This window comes from Kitasatospora sp. NPDC057692 (genome assembly GCF_042799475.1).
Taxonomy (GTDB): Bacteria; Actinomycetota; Actinomycetes; order Streptomycetales; family Streptomycetaceae; genus Kitasatospora.
This window is the reverse complement of record NZ_JBHVIV010000063.1, coordinates 29,618-53,571: the sequence shown is the minus strand read 5'-3', so window position 1 is coordinate 53,571 and position 23,954 is coordinate 29,618. Positions and strand designations below refer to the sequence as shown.

Genomic DNA, 23,954 nt, shown 5'->3' with positions numbered 1-23,954 from the left:
CCGCCTCCGACGGCCCCGCCGCCAACGCCCCCGGCCCCGACGGCCCCGCCGCCGCCCGGGCCCGGCTGCTCGCCGCCCCCGGCCCCGGCGGCCGGGGGCGCCGCGCCGCGCTGTCCGCGCTCACCGACGACTGGCTGGCCGGCCTGTTCGCCGCGGCCGGTGCCCCCGCCGGGGCCGCCGTGGTCGCGGTCGGCGGCTACGGGCGCGGCGAGCTCTCCCCGCGCAGCGACCTCGACGTCCTGCTGCTGCACGAGGGCCGGCTGGACCCGACCCTGCCCGAGCGCCTCTGGTACCCGGTCTGGGACTCCGGAGCCGCGCTCGACCACGCCGTCCGCACCCCGGCCGAGGCCAGGTCGGTGGCCGCCGCCGACCTGAGGGCGCAGCTCGGCCTGCTGGACGCCCGGCACGTGGCCGGTGACCCGGCGCTCACCGCCGCGCTGCGCTCCGCCGTCCTCGCCGACTGGCGGGCGGGCGCCCCGCGGCGGCTGCCCGAGCTGCGCGAGCTGGGCCGGGAGCGGGCCGAGCGGCACGGCGAGCTGTCGTTCCTGCTGGAGCCCGACCTGAAGGAGGCCCGCGGCGGTCTGCGGGACCTCGTGGCGCTCGGCGCGATCGCCGCGAGCTGGCTGGCCGACGCGCCCCGGGAGGGCCTGGCCGCAGCCGGGCTCCGGCTGGCGGACGTCCGCGACGCCCTGCACCTGGTGACCGGCCGGGCCACCGACCGGCTCGCCCTGCAGGACCAGGACCAGGTCGCCGAGCGGCTGGGCGCGCCGGACGCCGACGCCCTGCTGCGCGGGGTCTACGAGGCGGCCCGGACCGTCGCCTACGCCTCCGACGTCGCCTGGCGGTCGGTGGAGCGGGTGCTGGCCGCGCGGTCGGGCCGGGGCCGCCGCCCGCACCGGCGCTTCCCGTTCGCCGCCGGACGGGGCGCGGTCGCGGTGGCCGGGGGAGCGGCGGCCAGGGGCGCCGTGGAGCGCCGGCCGCTCGCCGAGGGCGTGGTCGAGCAGGACGGCGAGGCGGTGCTCGCGCAGGGTGCCCGCCCGGCCGCGGACCCGGTGCTGCCGCTGCGCGCCGCGGCCGCCGCCGCGCAGAACGGCCTCGCCCTCGCGGACGCGACGGTGCGCCGGCTGGCGGCGGAGTGCCGTCCGCTGCCGGTGCCCTGGCCGGACGAGGCGCGCGAGCAGCTGGTCACCCTGCTCGGCGCGGGCGAGGCCTGCCTGCCGGTCTGGGAGGCGCTGGAGGCGCGGGGGCTGATCACCCGGCTGCTGCCGGACTGGGAGCGGGTGCGCTGCCGCCCGCAGCGCAACGCGGTGCACCGCTGGACGGTGGACCGGCACCTGGTGGAGACCGCGGTGCGGGCCGCCGCGATGACCCGTCGGGTGGCCCGGCCGGACCTGCTGCTGGTCGCCGCGCTGCTGCACGACATCGGCAAGGGCGGGCCGGGCGACCACAGCGAGGCGGGGGAGACGGCCGTCCGCGCCCTGGCCGTGCGGATGGGCTTCGACCCGGATTCGGTGGAGACCCTGGCGGTGCTGGTCCGCCACCACCTGACCCTGGTGGACACCGCGACCCGGCGGGACCCGGACGACCCGGCCACCGTGGAGGCCGTCACCAAGGCGGTCGGCTCGGTACCGCGGCTGGAGCTGCTGCGGGCGCTGACCGAGGCGGACGCGCTGGCCACCGGCCCGGCCGCGTGGAGCGCCTGGCGGGCCTCCCTGGTGGACGCCCTGGCCGACCGCGCGGCGGCCCGGCTGTCCGGGGCGCCAGGCGGATGCCGCGGCGCCGCCGAGAGCGAGCCGACCGCGGAGCAGGAGCGGCTGGCGGTGGAGGCGGCCCGGACCGGTGGACCGGCGCTGTCGCTGCCGGCGTCGTCACCGCCGGCCGGCGCCGGGTCGACGGGCGTGCGGCTGCTGCTGGCCGTCCCGGACCGGCCGGGCCTGCTGGGCACCGTCGCCGGGGTGCTGGCCCTGCACCGGCTGGCGGTCCGCTCGGCGGGCCTGCGCGAGCTGGACCCGATCGGCGCCGGGCCGGTGCTGCTGCTCTCCTGGACGGTGGCCGCCGAGTTCGGCGGACTGCCGGAGGCCGCCCGCCTCCGGGCCGACCTGCGCCGGGCGCTGGACGGCTCGCTGGACGTCGCCCGCCGGCTGGCCGAGCGCGACGCGGCGGCCCCGCGTCGGCGCGGCGTCCCGGTGCCGCCGCCGGTGGTCTCGGTGGCGCCGCCGGTGGCCTCGGCGAGCGCGACCGTGCTGGAGGTGCGCGCGCACGACGCCCCCGGGCTGCTGCACCGGATCGGCCGGGCGCTGGACGGCGCCGGGGTGCGGGTGCGGACCGCGTACGTGTCGACGCTCGGCGCGGAGGCCGTCGACGCCTTCTACCTGACCGACGCGGCGGGCCGTCCGCTGGGCGCGCGGCGGGCCGGGGAGGTGGCGGCGGCGGTCCGGGCGGCGCTGGGCTGAGGCCGTCCGTCGAGCCGTCCCGCCGAGCCGTCCGTCGGGCCGTCCGTCGAGCCGTCCGCCGAGCCGTCCGCCGGGCTGCTCCCGGGACCGCTCCCGAGGCCCGCGGAGGTTCGGTCGAACCCGGGTGGAGACCGTCCCCGGGGCGGCCGGATACCCTTGGGGGCGACGACCGTACTCAGACCGATGCCGCAGAGGACCCGCGACGACGTGTTCGACACCCTTTCCGATCGCCTCGCAGCGACGTTCAAGAACCTCCGGGGCAAGGGCCGCCTGAGCGAGGCGGACATCGACGCCACGGCCCGCGAGATCCGCATCGCGCTGCTGGAGGCGGATGTCGCGCTGCCGGTCGTCCGGGCCTTCATCAAGCAGGTCAAGGAGCGCGCGCTCGGCGTCGAGGTCTCCGGCGCGCTGAACCCCGCGCAGCAGATCATCAAGATCGTCAACGAGGAGCTCATCGCCATCCTCGGCGGCGAGACCCGACGGGTGCGGTTCGCCAAGAGCGGCCCGACGGTGATCATGCTCGCCGGTCTGCAGGGTGCCGGTAAGACCACCCTCGCCGGCAAGCTCGGCCACTGGCTGAAGCAGCAGAAGCACACCCCGCTGCTGGTCGCCTGCGACCTCCAGCGCCCCAACGCCGTCAACCAGCTGCAGGTCGTCGCCGAGCGCGCGGGCGTCGCGTTCTACGGCCCCCAGCCGGGCAACGGCGTCGGCGACCCGGTCCAGGTGGCCCGGGACTCGATCGAGTACGCCAAGCAGAAGCAGTACGACGTCGTCATCGTCGACACCGCCGGCCGCCTCGGCATCGACGCCGAGCTGATGCAGCAGGCCGCCGACATCCGGGCCGCCGTCAACCCGGACGAGGTCCTGTTCGTCGTCGACGCGATGATCGGCCAGGACGCGGTCACCACCGCGCAGGCCTTCCTCGAAGGCGTCGACTTCACCGGTGTGGTGCTCTCCAAGCTCGACGGCGACGCCCGCGGCGGTGCCGCGCTCTCGGTCGCGCACGTCACCGGCCGGCAGATCATGTTCGCCTCCAACGGCGAGAAGGTCGACGACTTCGACGCCTTCCACCCGGACCGGATGGCCTCGCGCATCCTGGGCATGGGCGACGTCCTCTCGCTGATCGAGAAGGCCGAGCAGACCTTCTCGCAGGCCGAGGCCGAGAAGATCGCCGCCAAGCTGCGCGGCGGTCCGAAGCAGTTCACCCTGGACGACTTCCTGTCCCAGCTGGAGCAGGTCCAGAAGATGGGCTCGATCTCCAAGCTGCTGGGCATGCTGCCGGGGATGGGCCAGATCCGCGAGCAGATCAACAACATCGACGACAAGGACGTCAACCGGGTCGGCGCGATCATCAAGTCGATGACCCCGACCGAGCGCGCCGAGCCGGAGCTGATCAACGGCTCCCGCCGGGCCCGAATCGCCAAGGGTTCGGGCGTCCAGGTCGGCGAGGTGAAGAACCTGGTCGAGCGGTTCTTCGAGGCCCGCAAGATGATGTCGGCGATGGCCTCCGGCAAGGGCGTCCCGGGGATGCCGGGCATCCCGGGCATGGGCGGCGGCGGCAAGAAGTCCGCCAAGAAGGCCCCGGCCGCGAAGGGCAAGCGCAAGAGCGGCAACCCGCTGAAGCGGGCGCAGGAGGAGGCCGCGGCCGCCGAGCGCCGCGCGCTCGGCCCCGGCGGCGGCCAGGCGCCCGCCGAGGGCGGCGCGTTCGGCCTCGGCGCGGGCAAGGGCCCGGCCGACTTCGAGCTGCCCAAGGAGTTCAAGGACCTGCTGTAGTCCGTCCGGACTCCGTGCGGTCCGCGGACGCGCACAGGGCGGACGCGTACGGAGCGGACGCGTACGGAGACGTGCGCCGAGACGTGCACTGAACGGCCCGCCACCCGGTTGCCTCCGGGTGGCGGGCCGTTCGCATGCCCGATGGTCATCCGAGATGATGGTCCGATGCGAGTGACGATCAGGGCCCCGCGGGCCGGGGACGAGGTGGCGTACGCCGAGGCGGTCCGGCGGTCCGCCGAGCACATCGGCCGGTGGAACCCGGTGGAGCCGGACGCGCTGCCCGACCTGATGGAGCGCCAGGGGCCGGCCCTGCGGACCTTCCTGATCGTGGACCGGGAGACCGGCGGGCTGGTCGGCAAGGTCAACGTGGCCAACATCGTGATGGGCCGGTTCTGCAACGGCGCGCTCGGCTACGACTCGTTCCTGCCGTTCGCCGGCACCGGGAGGATGACCGAGGGCCTGCGGCTGGTGCTGGACCGCTGCTTCGCCACGCAGTCGGAGGGCGGGCTCGGGCTGCACCGACTGGAGATCAACGTCCAGCCGGACAACGACCGCTCGATCGCCCTGGCCAAGCGGCTGGGCTTCCGGCACGAGGGGTTCACCCCGCGGATGCTGTTCCTCCAGGGCTCCTGGCGGGACCACGAGCGGTTCGCGCTGACCGCCGAGGAGTGGCCGGGCTCGGCCGCCGCGGAGGAACGGGGCTGATCCGGCGGGGCGGGTCCTCCGCCCGGGGTCCGTCCGGCGTCCTGAGGGCTGTTCTCTCCGCCGGTCTCTCCGCCGGTCTCTCCACCGTCCGGGCCCGCGTCCGGGCGGGGCGGACGGCGCGGCGTTGCGGTTGGAGGAGCCGAGCAGATGTCCGTATTGTCCGATGGGTGACTGATCCCGTGCCGCCGCGCCAGACCCCGGACCAGCCGTGGCGATCCGAGGGTGCCCCGCCCCCGCCGCCCCCGCGGCGCAAGATGCCCGGCGGTTGGCTGGGCCTCGTCCTCACCGCCCTCGTGGTGTTCCTGATCAGCGACGTGCTGCTGTCCTTCTTCGGCCCCGGCGGCGCCACCACGATCTCCTACACCGAGTTCAACAACCAGCTGAACAAGGGCAACGTCACCAAGATCTACTCCAAGGGCGACTCGATCGAGGGCACCCTCAAGAACGCCGAGCCGAAGCCGGACGGCGGCAAGGGGACGTACACCGACTTCGAGACCCAGCGGCCGGTCTTCGCCGGGGACAACCTCTGGACCACCCTCCAGCAGCAGGGCGTCGAGGTCACCGCCGAGCCCGTCGTCCAGCAGCGCAGCTTCCTCGCCAACCTGCTGATCTCGCTGGCCCCGATGCTGCTGCTGATCCTGGTCTGGGTGCTGCTCGCCCGGCGGATGGCCGGCGGGATCGGCGGCGGGGCGCTCGGCCGCAAGGCCCCGCCCAAGCCGGTCACCGCGGAGGCCGGGCGGCGCACCACCTTCGCGGACGTGGCCGGCATCGACGAGGTCGAGGCCGAGCTCACCGAGGTGGTCGACTTCCTGAAGAACCCGCAGCAGTACCGCCGGCTCGGCGCCAAGATGCCGCGCGGCGTGCTGCTCAGCGGCCCGCCCGGCACCGGCAAGACCCTGCTGGCCCGGGCCGTCGCAGGCGAGGCGGACGTGCCGTTCTTCTCCGCCTCCGCCTCCGAGTTCATCGAGATGATCGTGGGCGTCGGCGCCAGCCGGGTGCGCGAGCTGTTCGCCGAGGCCCGCAAGGTCGCCCCGGCGATCATCTTCATCGACGAGATCGACACCATCGGCCGCCAGCGCGGCGGCGGCGCTATGGGCGGCCACGACGAGCGCGAGCAGACGCTCAACCAGATCCTCACCGAGATGGACGGCTTCACCGGCTCCGAGGGCGTCATCGTCATCGCCGCCACCAACCGGGCCGACGTGCTCGACCCGGCGCTGCTGCGCCCCGGCCGCTTCGACCGGCGGATCACCGTCAGCCCGCCGGACCGCGACGGCCGTGCGGCCATCCTGCGCATCCACTCCCGGGACGTCCCGCTGGCCGGCGACGCCGACCTGAACCGGCTCGCCAAGGTCACCCCCGGGATGACCGGCGCCGAACTGGCCAACCTGGTCAACGAGGCCGCCCTGCTGGCGGTCAAGCGCCGCCAGGACGCGGTGAACGAGCGGGACCTCTCGGACGCGCTGGAGAAGGTCCAGCTCGGCGCCGTCCGGCCGCTGGTGATGCCGCAGGCCGAGCGGGAGCGGACGGCGTACCACGAGAGCGGCCACGCCCTGCTCGGCATGCTGCAGCCCGGCGCCGACCCGGTCCGCAAGGTCACCATCGTGCCGCGCGGCCGCGCCCTCGGCATCACCCTCTCCACCCCGGAGGCCGACCGGTACTCCTACACCGAGCCCTACCTGCGCGGCCGGATCATCGGCGCGCTCGGCGGGATGGCCGCCGAGCAGGTCGTCTACGGGGTCATCACCACCGGGGCCGAGAGCGACCTGGAGCAGGTCACCAACATCGCCCGCGGCATGGCCGGGCGGTGGGGCATGAGCGAGCGGGTCGGCCGGCTCACCGCGGTCCCGTCCGACCCGCAGGGCGCGTACGGGCTCTCCGCGGCGCCGACCACGCTGGACGCGGTGGACGAGGAGGCCCGGCGGATCGTCGCGGAGTGCTACGAGGAGGCGGTGCGGCTGCTGACCGAGCAGCGGGAGCGGCTGGACGCGCTGGCGGCGGCGCTGCTGGAGGCGGAGACGCTGGACGAGGAGGAAGCCTACCGGGCGGCGGGGGTGCCCCGGAAGGCGCTCGACCAGGCCTGAGGCCCGAGGCCTGAGGCCTGAGGCCCGAGGCCTGATGTCCGGCGGGCCCGGCGGCCCGCGGCGAGGGGCGCGTGCCGTGATGGCGCGCGCCCCTTCGCCGTCCCGCGCTGCGGCCGTTCCCCGGCGGGGCCGGCGGGGTTCAGCGGGGCCGTTCGGCGATCAGGTAGCGGAAGACGTTCGTCATCCGCACCGTGCCGTCCGGCCGCAGGTACGGCTGCAGCGCCTCCTCCAGCTCCTTCGTCACCAGCGCCGGCCCGGAGAACTCCGCCGCCGCGTCGTACAGCCCGGTGGAGAGCAGCCCGCGCACCGCGCTCCCCAGGTCCGGGTAGGCGAACGGGCAGCCGACCCGGCCGCCGCCGGCCGGGCGCAGGCCGGTCCCGGCGAGCAGGTCCTCCAGCGCCCCGGGCGGGCTCAGCTCGAACGGGTCGCGCGCCCCGCTGCGCCGGGCCATCCGCCGGGCGACGTCCAGGACGGCCGCGCTCTCGCAGCGCTCCCGCGGGCCCCAGGCGGCCAGCACCACGTGCCCGCCGGGCAGCACCAGCCGGGCCGCCCCGGCCACCGTCCGGCGCGGTTCCGTGTCCGGCGGCGGCTGCTCGAAAACGGTGACCAGCGAATAGGCCGAGCGGGCGACGTCCGCCCCCGGCGGATGCTCCGCGCCGACCCGCAGCCGGCGCTCCCGGGCCAGCCCGCGCAGCTCCTCGTCGGGCTCCAGCCCGGCCACCTGAGCGCCCCGGCCAGCGGCCAGGAGCAGGGCGAGGCCCGAGCGGCAGCCCAGGCCCAGCAGGCTCGTCGCCGGACCGACCTCCAGGCGGTCGTGGACGGCCTCGTAGAGCGGCACCAGCATCCGCTCCTGGATCTCCGCCCAGTCCCGGGCCCGGGCGGTGGTCCGCCCGGCGCCGGGGGGTGCTGAGGTCGTGCCGGTCACCCGCGCTGAAGCCATCGCGGCCTCCCATCCGGTCCTTCGGTGTGCTGCTCCGACCCCCCTCGACGTCCCGCCCCCACTCCAGCGAACAGCGGCTCGGGCGCGGCGTCCAGAGGGGTGCGGGGTGGTGCGCGCGTGTCGGGGGCGTGCGCCCCGGGCGGTCCGTCGTCCGCAACGGATTCGAAGTCGGGGGCCCGCTCCCCGTACGATTCGCCCATGGCTAAGGCACCCGTTCTCACCCCCCAGGCGGAAGACTTCCCGCGCTGGTACCAGGACCTCATCAACAAGGCCGAGCTGGCCGACAACGGTCCGGTGCGCGGCACCATGGTCATCCGACCGTACGGCTACGGTCTGTGGGAGCGGATGCAGCAGGAGATGGACGCCCGGATCAAGAAGGCCGGCGCCCAGAACGCCTACTTCCCGATGTTCATCCCGCAGTCCTACCTGACCAAGGAGGCGGAGCACGTCGAGGGCTTCGCCCCGGAGCTCGCGGTGGTCACCCACGGCGGCGGCAAGCAGCTGGACGAGCCGGTCGTCGTCCGGCCGACCTCCGAGACGATCATCAACGAGTACTTCTCGAAGTGGGTCCAGAGCCACCGCGACCTGCCGCTGCTGATCAACCAGTGGGCCAACGTGGTCCGCTGGGAGCTGCGCCCGCGCGTCTTCCTGCGCACCACCGAGTTCCTCTGGCAGGAGGGCCACACCGCCCACGCCACCTACGAGGACGCCCGTGACTACGCCTCGATGATCCACACCCAGGTCTACGGCGACTTCATGACCAACGTGCTCGGCATCGACGTGGTGCTCGGCCGCAAGACCGCCAAGGAGCGCTTCGCCGGCGCCATCAACACCCTCACCCTCGAGGGCATGATGGGCGACGGCAAGGCCCTGCAGATGGGCACCAGCCACGAGCTGGGCCAGAACTTCGCCAAGGCGTTCAACACCACCTACCAGCTGCAGGGCGCCGAGCGCGAGTACGTCTGGCAGACCTCCTGGGGCGTCTCGACCCGCATGGTCGGCGGCCTGATCATGTCCCACGGCGACGACAACGGCCTGCGCGTCCCGCCGCGGCTGGCCGCTGTCCAGGCCGTCGTCCTCGCCATCAAGGGCGACGACGCGGTGATCGCCAAGGTCCGCGAGATCGGGGCCGCGCTGGAGGCCGCCGGCATCCGCGTGGTCGTCGACGACCGCACCGACACCCCGTTCGGCCGCCGGGCCGTCGACTGGGAGCTCAAGGGCGTTCCGCTGCGGATCGAGGTCGGCCCGCGCGACCTGGAGAACGGCACCGCGATGCTGGCCCGCCGGATCCCGGGCGGCAAGGAGCCGGTCTCGATCGACGCCCTGGCCGCGACCCTCCCCGGCATCCTCGACGAGGACCAGGCCCTGCTGCTGCGTCAGTCGCGCGAGCGCCGCGAGTCCCGCACGGTCGACGTGAAGACCATCGACGAGGCCGCCGAGGCCGCCGCCACCGGCTGGGGTCGGATCTCCTGGGCCGAGCTGGGTCCGGAGGGCGAGGCCAAGCTGGCCGAGCAGGGCGTGTCGGTGCGCTGCATCGTGGCCGCCGACGGCTCGGTGCCGCAGACGGACGACCAGGAGGGCAACGTCGCGCTCGTGGCGCGCGCCTACTGACCGTCCGACGGGTTCCCCGGGCAGTGGACGATCACGAAGGATGTCGCCGTAAAACGAGGTTCGGTGACGCGTTCTGACGGTTGTCGACCTGTCTGAGGGGAAATTCGGACGGCCGTTGACCGGCCTTGTTCCGAACATGTCTCACATGTCGACATCCCTACTGGTCGGTCAACTGCCGGTATTAACGGAATAGCGGTACGGTGTACGGCCCGTGGCCCTGTCAACTCGACAGGACCACGGGCCGTACGTCCTGGGGGCGACAGCCCGCCCCTGGACGGAAATGACGAGGCGCCCGCCGAGGCGGCGGGCCCCAAACCTGCAGGGGGTTGGTCTTGCGTCAGATCCGGAACGCGCATTTCGCGCGCGGCCGCACATTCCTGAGAGTTTCCTGGGAATTCCCGGGGAACCGGAACACGCGGAACATCAGCTCCTACTCCATCGTTGGTCTAGCGTGAGCACGACACAGCCCCTCGTTCTCGCGGCCGAACTGGCCGCCGCCTGGAGTGACATCCAGGCCTACCACCAGGACCTCCCCGACCTCGCCTCGCCCGAGGCGCTGATCGGCGAGTCCTCCTCGGCCTGTGGCACCCGGCTCGGTTTCGAGCGGCTCCTCCACGAGGCTGCCCATGGTCTGGCCGCGGCCCGGGACATCCGGGACACCTCGCGGGCCGGCCGCTACCACAACCGGCGCTTCCTGCTCCTGGCCTCCGAGCTGGGCCTGGCGCACCCGGTCGAGCCGCACGCCAGCAGCGGCTTCTCCCAGGTGACCATGCTCAAGGAGACCCGGGAGCGGTACGCCGAGACCATCGAGCGCCTGGATCGCGCCCTCGGCGCGCACCAGGAAGCGGTGGCCGGCGAGGGGGCCTCGCGCGCCTTCCGCGGCCCGGCGGCCCGGCACGGCTCCTCCGGGGGCGGCGTCCGGGTCAAGGCGGTCTGCGGGTGCGGGCGCAACGTCCGGGTCGTGCCGTCGGTGCTCGCGCAGGCGTCCATCGTCTGCGGTGCGTGCCAGCAGCCTTTCAAGATCGCGTAGCTCGGCTCGCGTCTCGTCGCGACAACCCGGGGAGCCTCACGGCTCGGGGAACCGGGGGAGAACCGGCGGGCGGCTGTGCGGGCAGTGGCCGGCCGGAGCGATGCACCACCGATCCACGCAGATGCACAGATCCACAGATCCACACAGTTCCACCTGATGCACCACTGATCCACACCGATCCACACTGATCCACCGATGATTCGCCAGTGAGGTGCACCGCGTAGGTGCGCGTGTTGGGCTGACCGGGAGCGGGGGCTCCCGGTCGACCTGTTTTCGGGGGTGGGCGCCCCGTGTGGCAGAATGGACCGCTGAGTACTCGGCAGCCGGGCAGGACCCCTCTCTCCTTCGGCTGGCGTGTCCCTTGAACGGCCCACCGCGCAACCCCACGCGAGGACGCGGCCGCTCACCCACGTCAACACCAGGAGAATCCACTCCCGTGGCAGTCAAGATCAAGCTGAAGCGTCTCGGCAAGATTCGCTCCCCGCACTACCGCATCATCGTCGCCGACGCCCGCACCAAGCGTGACGGCCGCGCGATCGAGGAGATCGGCATCTACCAGCCGACCTACAACCCCTCGAAGATCGAGGTCGACGGCGACCGCGCCCAGTACTGGCTGTCCGTCGGCGCCCAGCCGACCGAGCCGGTGCTCGCCATCCTCAAGCTGACCGGTGACTGGCAGAAGTTCAAGGGCCTGCCGGCTCCGGAGCCGCTGAAGGTCGCCGAGCCGAAGGTCGAGGACTTCTCGCACCTGTTCGCCAAGGCCGTCGCCGGCTTCGAGGACGCCACCACCGGTGTCGCCATCACCCCGAAGGCCAAGAAGTCGGACAAGGCCGAGGCTGAGGCCGACGCCGCCGCCGAGGCCTGAGCGTGATCGAGGACGCCCTCGACCACCTGGTGAAGGGCATCGTCGAGCACCCCGACGAGGTGCAGGTGCGCTCGCGCAACCTGCGTCGGGGCAACACCATCGAGGTGCGGGTGCACCCCGATGACCTCGGCAAGGTGATCGGCCGTGGTGGCCGCACGGCGCGCGCCCTGCGCACCGTGGTCGGCGCCCTCGGCGGTCGCAACGTCCGGGTCGACCTGGTCGACGTGGACAACATTCGCTGACCAGGCTGCTCGTTCAGCCGTCAGGGTTTTCGAGGCCGGTCGGGACGCATGTCGTCCCGGCCGGCCTTCGCCGTTCCCGGCTGCGGTTCCGTGGTGGTTCCGCAGCACTCCATAGCTCTCAGCAGCGCTCCGCAGCACTCGTCAGGAGAACGATCACCGTGCAGCTCGTCGTCGGCAGGATCGGCCGCGCCCACGGCATCAGGGGGGACGTCAGCGTCGAGGTGCGCACCGACGAGCCGGAGCTCCGGCTCGGCCCCGGTGCCGTCCTGCTGACCGACCCGGCCTCGGCCGGTCCGCTGACCGTCGAGTCCGGCAAGGTGCACAGCGGGAGGCTGCTGCTGCGCTTCGCCGGCGTCAAGGACCGCAACGGCGCCGAGGCGCTGCGCGGCACGATCCTGATCGCCGAGGTCGACCCGGAGGAGCGTCCGGACGACCCGGAGGAGTACTACGACCACCAGCTGATCGGCCTGGACGTGGTCCTGCTCGACGGCACCCCGGTCGGTGAGCTCACCGAGGTCGTCCACCTGCCCTACCAGGACCTGCTCACCGTGACGAAGCCGGACGGGACGGAGGTGCTGGTGCCGTTCGTCACCAGGATCGTTCCGACCGTGGACCTGGAGAACCAGCGCGCCGTCATCGACCCGCCGGCCGGGCTGATCGACCCGGAGAGCGCCGAGGTCGCACGCGGCGAGGCCGAGCCGGGCGCGGACGACGAGGACGACGCGGAGGACTCGCAGTGAGCTCCGAGGAGGCCGTGGAAGCGGTGGACGCCGCAGAGGCGGCAGGGGCTGCGGAGGCGGCGGGGCCCGCGGGGGCGGCCGCCGTGCGGCACGGGATGCGGATCGACGTCGTGTCGATCTTCCCCGAGTACCTGGAGCCGCTGAACATCTCGCTGGTCGGCAAGGCGCGCGCCCGCGGCCAGCTCGACGTGCACGTCCACGACCTGCGCGACTGGACGTACGACGTGCACCGGACCGTCGACGACAGCCCGTACGGCGGCGGCCCGGGCATGGTGATGAAGCCCGAGCCGTGGGGCGAGGCCCTCGACGCGGTGCTCGCCGGGGGGCCGGAGGGGGAGGTGCCGACCCTGGTGGTGCCCACCCCCAGCGGCCGGCCGTTCACCCAGGAGCTCGCGCAGGAGCTGGCCGGGCGGCCGTGGCTCGCGTTCACCCCGGCCCGGTACGAGGGCATCGACCGGCGGGTGATCGAGGAGGCGGCCACCCGGATGCCGGTGGTCGAGGCGTCGATCGGCGACTACGTGCTGGCCGGCGGCGAGGTCGCGGTGCTGGTGATGGTCGAGGCGATCGCCCGGCTGCTGCCCGGCGTGCTCGGCAACGCCGAGTCCCACCGCGACGACTCCTTCGCGCCCGGCGCGATGGCCGACCTGCTGGAGGGCCCGGTCTACACCAAGCCCGCCGAGTGGCGCGGCCGTACCGTGCCGGACATCCTGCTGAGCGGGAACCACGGCAAGATCGCCCGCTGGCGCCGCGAGCAGGCCTTCGCCCGAACCCTGGCCAACCGGCCGGACCTGGTGGCGCGCTGGCGGCACGCGGACTTCGACAAGAAGGACCGTGCGGCGCTCGACGTGCTCGGCCTCGCCTGGGACGAGGGGCTCGGCCGATTTCGGTCCGCGGCCGGTGGTGTGGAAGAATAGGCCGCTGCTGTCTGTCGCTGGGCTCCTCCCGTAGGGGTCACGTGGTTCGGCGCCCCCGCCACGGGGGGATCGTCGGTAGCCGGTGCGGCCCGCAGCAGACCCCATTTGTGACGACTTCCGTGGGCGGCCCGTGGCGCCTGCGATGGAGAGCAACATGAGCAACAAGCTCGCTGCTGTCGACGCGGCCTCGCTGCGTAGCGACATCCCGGCCTTCCGCGCCGGTGACACCCTGAAGGTGCACGTCCGGGTCATCGAGGGCAACCGCTCCCGTGTCCAGGTCTTCCAGGGCGTCGTCATCCGCCGTCACGGCGCCGGCATCGGTGAGACCTTCACCGTTCGCAAGGTCAGCTTCAACGTCGGTGTCGAGCGCACCTTCCCGGTGCACACCCCGGTCGTCGAGAAGATCGAGGTCGTGACCCGCGGTGCGGTTCGCCGCGCCAAGCTGTACTACCTGCGTGACCTCCGCGGCAAGGCCGCGAAGATCAAGGAGAAGCGCGACCGCTGATCCACCGGCCCCCGGCAGCGCCGGGGGATCGGATCGCTCTGGGGGGCCGGGCTGCCGCACGGTAGGCTCAGCCCCCGATGAGCACGCACGAACCACCCGCGGACCGCGACGGCCGTCCCGCACCCACCGGTGCGGACTCGCCGACGCGGTCCGCGGTCGTTTCCGCGGAAGGCTCAGGAGCCGCCCCCGGGGGCGGCTCCGAGGCCGGCCCGGAGACCGGCTCCGAGGCCGGATCCGCGGCGGGCTCCGTGACCGGCTCGGAAGACACCCTGGTCGCGGAGGTCGATGACGCGGAGGCCGATGACGCGGAGCGGTCGGTCGGGCGCTCGCGCTCGCGGGAGCTGCTGCTGCTCGCCGGGATCTGCCTGTCCGTGCTGCTGCTGGTGAACGCCTTCGTGGCGCGTCCGTTCTCGGTGCCCTCCGGGTCGATGGAGAACACCCTGCGTCCGGGCGACCGGCTGGTGGTGAACCAGCTGTCCTACGCCTTCGGCGGCCATCCCCGGCGCGGTGACGTGGTGGTGTTCGACGGTACGGGCTCCTTCCTGCGCAAGCCGCTGGAACGCGACGGCCTCTGGACCTCGCTGCGCTCCTTCGGCCGCGACGTCGGGCTGGTCCCGGCCGGTGACTCGGTCTACGTGAAGCGGGTCATCGGCGTCGGCGGGGACCGGGTCACCAGTGCGGGACCGGGCCACCCGATCACCGTCAACGGCGTGCCGGTCGACGAGTCCGGCTACCTCTTCCCCGGGGACGAGCCGTCCGCCGTGGCCTTCGACGTGGTGGTGCCGTCCGGAAAGCTGTTCGTGCTGGGCGACCACCGCCGTGCCTCGCGGGACTCCCGCGACCACCTCGGCGACCCGGGCGGCGGGTTCGTCCCCGAGTCCAAGGTGATCGGCCGGGCCGCCTGGGTGGTCTATCCGGTCGGACGCTGGGCCACCGTGGACCGGTCGGCGGCGTTTGCCGCGGCAGGGGGGACCGGTGGCCATGGGGACCAGAGGTAGGGGGCGGCTCGCCGACCGCCCGCCCGCCGGACCGGCCCCGGACACCCCGCCCGGCCCCGTGGCGGGCCCGGTGGCCGGCCTCGCGACCGGGGCGGAGGAGGACGCCGGCCCCGCCCCCGCGGTGCGCGGGCGCGCCGAGCGCCGTCGCACCGCCCGCCGGGCCGCCCGTCGCCGCCGGCGCTCCCGCCTGCGCGAGATCCCGCTGATCGTCGTGGTGGCGCTGGTCGTGGCGCTGGTGATGAAGACCTTCCTGGTGCAGGTGTTCGTGATCCCCTCCGGCTCGATGGAGCAGACCATCCAGATCGGGGACCGGGTGCTGGTGGACAAGTTCACCCCCTGGTTCGGCGCCGAGCCGGAGCGCGGCGAGGTGGTGGTGTTCAAGGATCCGGGCGGCTGGCTGGAGCGCGAGCACGGGGCCTCGACGGACGGGCCGGTCCTGCGCGCCGCCAAGCAGGTGCTGACCTTCGTCGGACTGCTGCCCTCCGACAGCGAGCAGGACCTCATCAAGCGGGTGATCGGGGTCGGCGGCGACACCGTGGAGTGCTGCGACGACCAGGGCAGGGTCAGCCTCAACGGCAGCCCGCTGGACGAGCCCTACCTGGCGCCGGGCAACCCGCCGTCCCGGCAGCCGTTCAAGGTGAAGGTGCCCCAGGGACGCCTCTGGGTGATGGGCGACCACCGGGACGTTTCCGCCGACTCCCGTTTCCACATGGGCAATCCGGGGCAGGGCACCGTTCCGGTGAGCGGTGTGGTGGGAAGGGCGTTCATGATCGCCTGGCCACCGGGCCGGGTTCATCAACTTGAGGTGCCGGTTTCACTCTCCTCGGTGGCGCGGGCTCCGGCGGACGGCGGAATCGCGCCGAACTCGGCGGACGGGAGGCCGGTTCCTGAGGAACCGCCGCTCGTTATGGGTGTGTTGGGCATCCTTCCGATCATCGGCCGCCGGGTGGAACGGGCCCGGTTGTAGGCCCGGGAGGGCCGGTGGACCGCCGGACCGCGCGTGTGGGACCGCGAGCCGGATGCCGTGGAGTGATAGAGAAGTGCTGGGTGCGGCCGACTCCTGTCGAGGGGCCGCGCCCGAAGGCTGTGCCGGTGTCAGGCGGACCCGTCCCGGGTCGGACCCGGCGGGGTACGGCCGGTGGTGGAACGTGGTGCCCGCTGTGCGGCACTGTGAGCGCGGACGCACGGGCGTCCGCACAGCAGGGAGGAGACGTTGTGGGGGATTTGGTGATCGGCGCCCGCTCAGGCGCCGGCGAGCCCGAGGGCTCCGGCGGCCGGGCGGCCCGATCCGCGGAGACCGCGGCGCCCTCGGCCTCGGCCGAGGAGTCGGCGGCCCAGTCCGCGGACGGGCACGGCGACGGCACGGGTGACACCCCGCCGCCCCTCCCGGGAGAGCCCGGGCCGGCGGACGGTACCGAGGAGCAGCCGCCGCAGAAGGAGCGCAAGCAGCGTTCGTTCTGGAAGGAGCTGCCGATCCTCATCGGCATCGCCCTCGTCCTGGCGCTGGTGATCAAGACCTTCTTCGTCCAGGCGTTCTCCATTCCGTCGGAGTCGATGCAGAACACGCTGCAGGTCGGTGACCGCGTCCTGGTGGACAAGCTCACCCCGTGGTTCGGCGCCGAGCCCGAGCGCGGCGAGGTCGTGGTGTTCCACGATCCGGGCGGCTGGCTGGGCGACGAGCCCACCACGGAGAGCAGCAACGCCTTCGTCCGGGGTGTCCAGGACGTGCTGAGCTTTGTCGGTCTGATGCCCTCCGACAACGAGAAGGACCTCATCAAGCGGGTCATCGCGGTCGGCGGGGACACCGTCGAGTGCGAGGGCGAGGGCCCGGTGAAGGTCAACGGGATCGCGCTCGACGAGCCGTACGTCTACCCCGGCAACACTCCCTGCGGGACGAAGCCGTTCGGTCCGCTGAAGGTCCCCGACGGCCGGATCTGGGTGATGGGCGACCACCGCGCGGACTCGCTCGACTCGCGCTTCCACATGGACCAGCCGGGCGGCGGCTCGGTTCCGGTGGACGACGTGATCGGGCGGGCCTTCGTGGTGGCCTGGCCGGTCAACCACTGGTCGACGCTGCCGGTGCCGGACACCTTCGATCAGAAGGGCCTGGCGGCGGCCGTGCCGGCGGTGCCGGCCACGGCCGGTGCCGTGGGCGCCGTCGCCCTGCTCCCGCTGGTCCGCCGACTGCGGAACCGGCCGGACCGCGACCGGCGGTCCTGAGCCGTACCGGGGGCTCCCGGGTCTTGCGCGGGCCGTGGTACCGACGAGTAATCTGCTCGGACGTGCCACGGCCCGCCGGGTTTTCCGCCCGCGGCCCCGGCGCGCCGCCGTGAGCGTTTCCGGGTCGGTCAGGGTTTGGACGGTGTCGATGAGCAGTGTCGCGGAACGGCCGACCGGAGATCCGCCGACCGCCGCCCGCCCCCGGCGCGGGCCCGGTGCCGTCGTCCAGGGCGTGCTGCTCGCCCTCGGGCTGGTCCTCCTCATCGGAGGCTTCGCGGTGATCGCGGTGAGCTACCGGCCCTACGGCATCCCGACCGGCTCGATGGAGCCCACCGTCCGGGCCGGGGACACCGTCCTGGCCCGCAAGACCGACGGCGCGGACGTCCGGCGCGGCGAGGTGGTGGTCTTCCGCGACCAGGCCTGGGGCGGCCGGCTCATGGTCAAGCGCGTGGTCGCGGTCGGCGGCGACACCGTCGCGGTCGGTACCGGCGACCAGCGGCTGATCGTCAACGGCAAGCCGGTGGACGAGCCCTACCTCGCGGCCCAGGGCGCCCAGGGTGCGGCCTTCAGCGTGGAGGTGCCGCCCGGCCGCCTCTTCCTGCTCGGCGACAACCGGCTCGGCTCGCTCGACTCCCGCGTCCACCTGGAGGTCGACGGCGGGACCGTCCCGGCCGCCGAGGTGCAGGCCAGGGTCGAGGCCACCGTGCTTCCGCTCGGCAGGTCGGGCCTGCTGGCCGGCACCTCGGCGTTCGAGGTGGTCGGCGGGGAGCGCCCGGCCGGCCCGGGACCGTTGGAGCCCTCGTTCTGGGCGAGCGTTGTAGGCGCGGCGACGATCCTCGTGACCACGGTGGTGAGCGGGGTGGCGGGGCTGGCGCGCCGCCGCCGTCGCCGGGCCTGACCCCGGTCGGCGCGGTGCGCACCGGGACCGCTCTGCCCAACCTCGCCCCGGACGGCCGCGCCGGGTGGCAGGATCGGGGGAACGACCGGGGCGGACGAAGGGAACGTGGAGGCTCGTCATGGCGGCACAGCGGCGCAGGGCCTCGCGGATCCTGCTGCTCGACGGGCGGGACCGGTTGCTGCTCTTCCACGGGTCGGACCCGGCGGTTTCCGGCGTCACCTGGTGGTTCACCCCCGGCGGCGGCTTGGAACCGGGGGAGGACCTCCGGGACGCCGCCGAGCGCGAGCTCCTGGAGGAGACCGGGTTGCGCGGCGTGGAACTGGGACCGGTGGTGGCGTACGGCACGGCTTCGTTCTCCTATCGGGGGCGGCGCTACGAGCAGGAGCAGTGGTTCCATCTGGCCCGCACGTCGGAGACGGCGCTGGACCACTCGGGCATGGGCGAGGACGAGCACGCCCAACTGCTCGCGGCACGCTGGTGGACGGTCGGGGAATTGCGGGCCACCACCGAGACGGTCTATCCGCTCGGGTTGGTGGACTTTCTGGAGCGGCTGTTGGCCGAAGGTCCGCCGGCCGTCCCGGTAAGGCTCTGAGGGTGAGTGCGGTGGTCCACAATGGGTGGACGTGACAAGTTGAGGGGACACCTGGATGAGTGCCGAAGATCTCGAGAAGTACGAGACCGAGATGGAGCTCAAGCTCTACCGGGAGTACCGGGACGTCGTCGGCCTGTTCAAGTACGTGATCGAGACCGAGCGACGGTTCTACCTCACCAATGACTACGAGCTGCAGGTGCACTCGGTACAGGGCGAGGTGTTCTTCGAGGTGTCGATGGCGGATGCGTGGGTCTGGGACATGTACCGGCCGGCCCGGTTCGTCCGCAAGGTCCGGGTGCTGACCTTCAAGGACGTGAACATCGAGGAACTCGCGAAGAGCGACCTGGAGCTGCCCTCGGACGAGTCCGGCTTCGGGAACTGACGTTGGACCGCCCGGTCCCCGGATGTCCAGGGGATTTCCGGGTATTCCGGGTTTATCACTCCCGAGGGTGACAGGAGTTATCCACAGGCCCGAGTTGTCCACAGGGAAAAAGAACTCCCCGGCCCGATCCCGGACCGCACGGCAACCTCCCCGGCGGAGGTGGTCACCGTGCAGGAGATCGAGCACGCCACACGCAAGCAGACCGCGAAGGCCCGGCAGGACGGGAAGCCGCGCCGGAGGGCGGCGCGCCCCCCGGCGGACGGCCCGCCCCCGGCGGCCGCGCCGGGACCGGGGCGGCCGACCAACACCGGCCTCGGCCGCTACGGCGAGCAGGTCGCCGCCCGCCGGCTCGCCGAGGACGGGCTGCGCATCCTCGACCGCAACTGGCGCTGCGTCGAGGGCGAGCTGGACATCGTCGCCCTCGACGGCGACACGGTGGCGGTCTGCGAGGTCAAGACCCGCTCCGAGCGGGGCTTCCAGCAGCCCAGTGAGGCCATCGGCCCGACCAAGGCGGACCGGTTGCGCCGACTGGCCGAGCGCTGGATGACCGAGCGCTGGCCCGGCCACTTCGCCCGGCTGGCCGGCCCCGAGTACCGGCCCGGAGCCACCGACCCGCCGTGGGCGCCGGTACCGCCCGGCGGCGTCCGGATCGACCTGGTCGCCGTCATCAACCGGACCCGTGGCGCCGCCTCGGTCGACCACCTGCGGGGGGTGGTCTGAGATGGCCTTCGCCAGGACGTGCTCGGTGGCCCTGGTCGGCGTCGACGGGGTGATCGTCGAGGTCCAGGCCGATCTGGAGCCCGGGGTAGCGGCGTTCACCCTGGTCGGCCTGCCCGACAAGGCGCTCTCCGAGGCCCGCGACCGGGTGCGGGCGGCGGTCGTCAACAGCGGCGAGGCCTGGCCGCAGCGGAAGCTGACCGTCGGGCTGAGCCCGGCCTCGGTGCCCAAGAGCGGCAGCGGCTTCGACCTCGCGGTGGCCTGCGCCGTGCTGGCGGCCGCCGAACGGCTCGACCCGTCCGCGATCGCCGACCTGCTGCTCATCGGCGAGCTCGGGCTGGACGGGCGGGTGCGCCCGGTGCGCGGGGTGCTCCCGTCGGTGCTGGCCGCCGCCGACGCCGGCTACCGGCGCGTCGTGGTCGCCGAGCAGACCGCCGCCGAGGCCGAGCTGGTCCCCGGGGTGACCGTGTTCGGCGTGCGCAGCCTGCGGCAGCTGATGGCGCTGCTCACCGGCGCCCCCGAGCCGGAGGAGCCCGCCGACCGCTCCGCCGGTCACCCGGATCCGCTCATGGCGGGCCTGATGCTCCCCAGCGCGGGGGTGCGAGGTCTGCCCGACGAGGCGGCCGCCCGGATGGACCTCGCCGACGTCGCCGGCCAGTACGAGGCCCGCCGGGCCCTGGAGATCGCCGCCGCCGGCGGCCACCACCTCTATCTCAAGGGACCGCCCGGCGCGGGCAAGACCATGCTGGCGGAGCGGCTGCCGTCGCTGCTGCCGCCGCTCACCCAGAAGGAGGCGCTGGAGGTCACCGCGGTCCACTCGGTGGCGGGGCTGCTCCCGGCCGGGCGGCCGCTGGTCGACCGGGCGCCCTACTGCGCCCCGCACCACTCGACCACCATGCCGGCGATCGTCGGCGGGGGCAGTGGGCTGCCGAGACCGGGTGCGGTCTCGCTGGCCCACCGGGGCGTCCTGTTCCTCGACGAGGCGCCGGAGTTCCCCGTCCGGGTGCTGGACGCGCTGCGCCAACCGCTCGAATCGGGAGAGGTGGTGATCGCCCGGTCGGCCGGATCGATGCGGCTGCCGGCCCGGTTCCTGCTCTGCCTGGCCGCCAACCCGTGCCCGTGCGGGCGCCACTCGCGGCGGGGCGAGGGCTGCGAGTGCACGCCCGCCATGGTCAGCCGGTACCAGGGCCGGCTCTCCGGGCCGCTGCTCGACCGGGTCGACCTCCAGGTCCAGGTCGCCCCGGTGACCAGGGCCGAGCTGATGCAGCGCGACACCTCGGCGGAGACCACCGAGGTCGTCGCGGCCCGGGTGCTGTCGGCCCGCGAGCGCGCGGCGGCCCGACTGGCCGGCACACCGTGGCGGACCAACGCCGAGGTCCCCGGCCACGAGCTTCGCACCCGCTGGCAGCTGGCGCCGGGCGCGCTGAACGACGCCGCGCGCCAGCTCGAGCGGGGCCTGCTGACGGCCCGCGGTCTGGACCGGGTGCTGCGGGTCGCCTGGACGGTCTCCGACCTGGCCGGCCGGGACCGCCCGGAACAGCGCGACATCCGGACGGCCCTCGTCCTGCGCACCGGCGTCGAGCAGGGGCTCCCGCTGACGGAGCGCTTCTTCGGCCGGCCGGACACCGCCGCGGAGCGGACGGGCGACGGCGACGGACCGGGCGGGGCCGGGGCCGCGACCGGGGCCGAGTCCCGCGCAGCGCGTTCCCGGCCCGCCCGCAGGATCGCCGGTCCGCGCCCCCTGTCCGCATCCGAGCCCGAGGAGGCCGCCCCGTGAGCCGTACTGCGAACGACCTCACCCCCGGCCCGCCCACCGCACCGGGGGCCGCCCCGGGGTCCGGGGCACAGCCCGAACCCGAACCCGAGCGCCTCGCCCGCGCGGTGCTCAGCCGCCTCGGCGAACCCAGGGACGCCGCGCTCGGCCGCTGGCTCGCCGACTCCGACGCCCTCGATGTGGTCCGGGCGATCCGGGACGGCACGGCCACCGGCCGACCGGGGCCAAAGGACGCCCGGCTGGCGGCCTACCGGGCCCGGCTGCCCGGGCTCGACCCGGTCGCCGACCTGGAGCGGGTGCGGGCGGCCGGCGGTCGCTTCATCATTCCGGGCGACACGGAGTGGCCGAGCCAGCTGGACGACCTCGGCGAGAGCCGGCCCACCGGCCTCTGGGTGGTCGGCACCGGCTCGCTGCGACTGCTCGCGCTGCGCTCGGTCGCGGTGGTGGGCGCCCGCGCCTGCACGGCGTACGGCGCGCACGTCGCCGGGGACCTCGCCGCCCAGCTCGCCGAACGCGGCTGGGTCGTCGTCTCCGGCGGGGCCTACGGCATCGACGCGGCCGCCCACCGGGGCGCACTGGCGGTCGGCGCCCCGACCGTCGCCGTCCTCGCCTGCGGGGTGGACGTCGCCTACCCGAGGGGCAACACCGGGCTGATCCGCCGGATCGGCGAGCAGGGGCTGCTGCTGAGCGAGCTCCCACCGGGGGAGCACCCGACCAGGTTCCGGTTCGTGCTGCGCAACCGGGTGATCGCGGCGCTGACCCGCGGCACCGTGGTGGTCGAGGCGGCGCTGCGCAGCGGGGCGCTCAGCACTGCCCGACGCGCCCGCGACCTCAACCGGCACACCATGGGCGTGCCCGGACCGGTGACATCGGAGCTGTCCGCGGGCGTGCACGCCCTGATCCGCAGCGGCGCCGCCACCGTGGTCACCGACGCGGCCGAGGTCGGCGAGCTGATCGGTGCGATCGGCGACGACCTCGCGCCGCACCGCAGCGGGCCGGTGCTGCCCAGGGACCTCCTGGAGCCGGCGGCGGCCCGGGTCCTGGAGGCGGTGCCCGCCACCCCGGACGGCGCGCCGGTGGAGCGGCTGGCCCGGCAGTCCGGGCTCCCGCCGGACGAGGTGCTCCAGCGGCTCTACGAGCTGGGCTCGCTCGGCCATGTCGAGCGGCACGGTGCGCACTGGCGCCTGGTGCGCAGGAGGTGACGGCGGCCGCCGGGGGTCGACGGCGCGGGACGGCCACTCGGACGAGTGGGAGGAGGAGCGGGGATTGACGGTCCGGGGAGTCGGAAGGGCGTACGCCGGGGCCCGGCACCCGGTTCGTCCGTCCCGCGAGTACCCCGGGGCGGTGACAGGAACGCCACCGGATCGGGGGACGACCGGGTGGCGGTAGCACTGTGCAGCGAGTCGGTCACGCTACGCTCGCCATGCCTTCCCTATCAGCACATGACTCGGCAGAACGGCGCAGACCAACGTATGCCCACACACATTCCCGGACACCGAGTGACCGGTGGCGCCCGGTCCTCGGGAGGGCCGCGCACCGAGCGGCGCACCGTGACCGAGATCCCGCCCAAGGCCGCGGGCGGGATGGGGGCCCTCGCGCGGCAGGGCGGCCGACCGGCGCACCCGGGGGCTCACGACGACCGGCCGGACGCGCCCGGCGCGTCCGCCGACACGGTCGCCCCCGCGCCGGCCGAGGCGCCGGGCCCCCGCCGGGAGGCGGCCGGCCGGGAGCGCACGGCGCTCGAGGAACTCTGGCGCGCCTACAAGGAGACGGCCGACCAGCGGCTGCGGGAGCAGCTGATCCTGCACTACTCACCGCTCGTCAAGTACGTGGCGGGCCGGGTCGGGGTCGGTCTGCCCTCCAACGTCGAGCAGGCCGACTTCGTCTCCTCCGGGGTCTTCGGGCTGATCGACGCGATCGAGAAGTTCGACATCGAACGCGCCATCAAGTTCGAGACGTACGCCATCAGCCGGATCCGCGGCGCGATCATCGACGAGCTGAGGGCGCTCGACTGGATCCCGCGCTCGGTGCGGCAGAAGGCGAAGGCCGTCGAGCGGACGTACGCAACGCTGGAGGCCCGGTTGCGGCGGACGCCGAACGAGCCCGAGGTGGCGGCCGAGATGGGTATCGCCATCGAGGACCTGCACGCCATCTTCAGTCAGCTCTCGCTCGCCAACGTGGTGGCGCTGGACGAGCTGCTGCACCCCGTCGGCGAGGGCGGCGACCGGCTCAGCCTGATGGACACCCTGGAGGACCACGGCGCCGACGACCCGGTCGAGGTGGCCGAGGACCGGGAGCTGCGCCGACTGCTGGCGCAGGCCGTGAACACCCTCCCCGAGCGGGAGAAGACCGTGGTCACGCTCTACTACTACGAGGGCCTGACCCTCGCCGAGATCGGCCAGGTGCTCGGGGTGACGGAGAGCCGGGTCAGCCAGATCCACACCAAGTCGGTCCTCCAGCTGCGCGCCAAGCTGTCGGACATCCGGTAGCGGCCCGGCGGTGCGGGACCCC

Annotated in this window: 22 protein-coding genes; 21 read left to right on the top strand and 1 reads right to left on the bottom strand. The window is 73.9% G+C overall.

The window, feature by feature from the left end:
* The 4 genes from ACFVFS_RS29190 to ftsH form a co-directional block, all read left to right on the top strand.
* A partial coding sequence (locus ACFVFS_RS29190) for a [protein-PII] uridylyltransferase (protein WP_380627727.1) occupies positions 1-2,453 on the top strand: 2,453 nt, incomplete at its 5' end.
* Positions 2,454-2,660: 207 nt separating this feature from the next.
* A complete protein-coding gene (gene ffh / locus ACFVFS_RS29185) occupies positions 2,661-4,226 on the top strand; it encodes a signal recognition particle protein (RefSeq protein ID WP_380627731.1) in 1,566 nt (521 codons plus the stop codon).
* 165 nt (positions 4,227-4,391) lie between these two features.
* Positions 4,392-4,931: a GNAT family N-acetyltransferase gene (locus ACFVFS_RS29180; protein ID WP_380627725.1), complete on the top strand. Its 540-nt coding sequence runs from the start codon at positions 4,392-4,394 to the stop codon at positions 4,929-4,931.
* A gap of 167 nt (positions 4,932-5,098) precedes the next feature.
* Positions 5,099-7,015: an ATP-dependent zinc metalloprotease FtsH gene (ftsH, locus tag ACFVFS_RS29175; protein WP_380627723.1), complete on the top strand. Its 1,917-nt coding sequence runs from the start codon at positions 5,099-5,101 to the stop codon at positions 7,013-7,015.
* Positions 7,016-7,154: 139 nt separating this feature from the next.
* Here ftsH and ACFVFS_RS29170 read toward each other — a convergent pair whose 3' ends face one another.
* Positions 7,155-7,955: a class I SAM-dependent methyltransferase gene (locus tag ACFVFS_RS29170; protein WP_380627721.1), complete on the bottom strand. Its 801-nt coding sequence runs from the start codon at positions 7,953-7,955 to the stop codon at positions 7,155-7,157.
* Between the two features lie 198 nt (positions 7,956-8,153).
* Here ACFVFS_RS29170 and proS point away from each other — a divergent pair, with 198 nt between their 5' ends.
* From proS to whiG, 17 genes are all read left to right on the top strand, one after another.
* Entirely contained in the window at positions 8,154-9,566 is a 1,413-nt protein-coding gene (gene proS, locus ACFVFS_RS29165; RefSeq protein WP_380627719.1) for a proline--tRNA ligase, read from the top strand.
* Positions 9,567-10,017: 451 nt separating this feature from the next.
* A complete protein-coding gene (locus tag ACFVFS_RS29160) occupies positions 10,018-10,596 on the top strand; it encodes a hypothetical protein (protein WP_030306744.1) in 579 nt (192 codons plus the stop codon).
* Between the two features lie 436 nt (positions 10,597-11,032).
* Complete coding sequence (rpsP, locus tag ACFVFS_RS29155; RefSeq protein WP_344337896.1) at positions 11,033-11,461, top strand: 30S ribosomal protein S16; 429 nt, start codon at positions 11,033-11,035, stop codon at positions 11,459-11,461.
* Between the two features lie 2 nt (positions 11,462-11,463).
* Positions 11,464-11,703: an RNA-binding protein gene (locus ACFVFS_RS29150; RefSeq protein WP_030056773.1), complete on the top strand. Its 240-nt coding sequence runs from the start codon at positions 11,464-11,466 to the stop codon at positions 11,701-11,703.
* A gap of 158 nt (positions 11,704-11,861) precedes the next feature.
* On the top strand, positions 11,862-12,443 hold the full coding sequence (gene rimM / locus ACFVFS_RS29145; protein WP_380627717.1) for a ribosome maturation factor RimM: 582 nt from the start codon (positions 11,862-11,864) through the stop codon (positions 12,441-12,443).
* Positions 12,444-12,538: 95 nt separating this feature from the next.
* Positions 12,539-13,357 (top strand): tRNA (guanosine(37)-N1)-methyltransferase TrmD, encoded by an 819-nt coding sequence (trmD, locus tag ACFVFS_RS29140; RefSeq protein ID WP_376093964.1) that lies wholly within the window; start codon positions 12,539-12,541, stop codon positions 13,355-13,357.
* A 154-nt stretch (positions 13,358-13,511) separates the two neighbouring features.
* Entirely contained in the window at positions 13,512-13,862 is a 351-nt protein-coding gene (rplS, locus tag ACFVFS_RS29135; RefSeq protein ID WP_030306736.1) for a 50S ribosomal protein L19, read from the top strand.
* Positions 13,863-14,110: 248 nt separating this feature from the next.
* Positions 14,111-14,860, top strand: coding sequence for a signal peptidase I (lepB, locus tag ACFVFS_RS29130; RefSeq protein ID WP_380627715.1), 750 nt, complete (start codon positions 14,111-14,113; stop codon positions 14,858-14,860).
* Entirely contained in the window at positions 14,844-15,827 is a 984-nt protein-coding gene (gene lepB, locus ACFVFS_RS29125; protein WP_380627713.1) for a signal peptidase I, read from the top strand. Before lepB (ACFVFS_RS29130) ends, lepB (ACFVFS_RS29125) begins: the two co-directional genes overlap by 17 nt.
* A 248-nt stretch (positions 15,828-16,075) precedes the next feature.
* Complete coding sequence (lepB, locus tag ACFVFS_RS29120) at positions 16,076-17,080, top strand: signal peptidase I (protein ID WP_380627712.1); 1,005 nt, start codon at positions 16,076-16,078, stop codon at positions 17,078-17,080.
* Between the two features lie 148 nt (positions 17,081-17,228).
* Complete coding sequence (gene lepB, locus ACFVFS_RS29115; protein WP_380627710.1) at positions 17,229-17,978, top strand: signal peptidase I; 750 nt, start codon at positions 17,229-17,231, stop codon at positions 17,976-17,978.
* 118 nt (positions 17,979-18,096) lie between these two features.
* Positions 18,097-18,570 (top strand): NUDIX hydrolase, encoded by a 474-nt coding sequence (locus ACFVFS_RS29110; RefSeq protein ID WP_380627708.1) that lies wholly within the window; start codon positions 18,097-18,099, stop codon positions 18,568-18,570.
* Positions 18,571-18,625: 55 nt separating this feature from the next.
* Positions 18,626-18,952, top strand: coding sequence for a DUF2469 domain-containing protein (locus ACFVFS_RS29105; protein ID WP_030056781.1), 327 nt, complete (start codon positions 18,626-18,628; stop codon positions 18,950-18,952).
* A 168-nt stretch (positions 18,953-19,120) separates the two neighbouring features.
* Positions 19,121-19,672 (top strand): YraN family protein, encoded by a 552-nt coding sequence (locus ACFVFS_RS29100; protein WP_380627706.1) that lies wholly within the window; start codon positions 19,121-19,123, stop codon positions 19,670-19,672.
* 1 nt (position 19,673) lies between these two features.
* Positions 19,674-21,446: a YifB family Mg chelatase-like AAA ATPase gene (locus tag ACFVFS_RS29095; RefSeq protein WP_380627704.1), complete on the top strand. Its 1,773-nt coding sequence runs from the start codon at positions 19,674-19,676 to the stop codon at positions 21,444-21,446.
* Positions 21,443-22,645: a DNA-processing protein DprA gene (gene dprA / locus ACFVFS_RS29090; RefSeq protein ID WP_380627702.1), complete on the top strand. Its 1,203-nt coding sequence runs from the start codon at positions 21,443-21,445 to the stop codon at positions 22,643-22,645. The genes ACFVFS_RS29095 and dprA overlap by 4 nt, the downstream gene beginning before the upstream one ends.
* 381 nt (positions 22,646-23,026) lie before the next feature.
* The gene (gene whiG / locus ACFVFS_RS29085; protein WP_380627729.1) at positions 23,027-23,932 is read left to right on the top strand and encodes an RNA polymerase sigma factor WhiG; all 906 of its coding nucleotides are present in this window, start codon (positions 23,027-23,029) and stop codon (positions 23,930-23,932) included.
* The last annotated feature ends 22 nt before the right edge of the window (positions 23,933-23,954 follow it).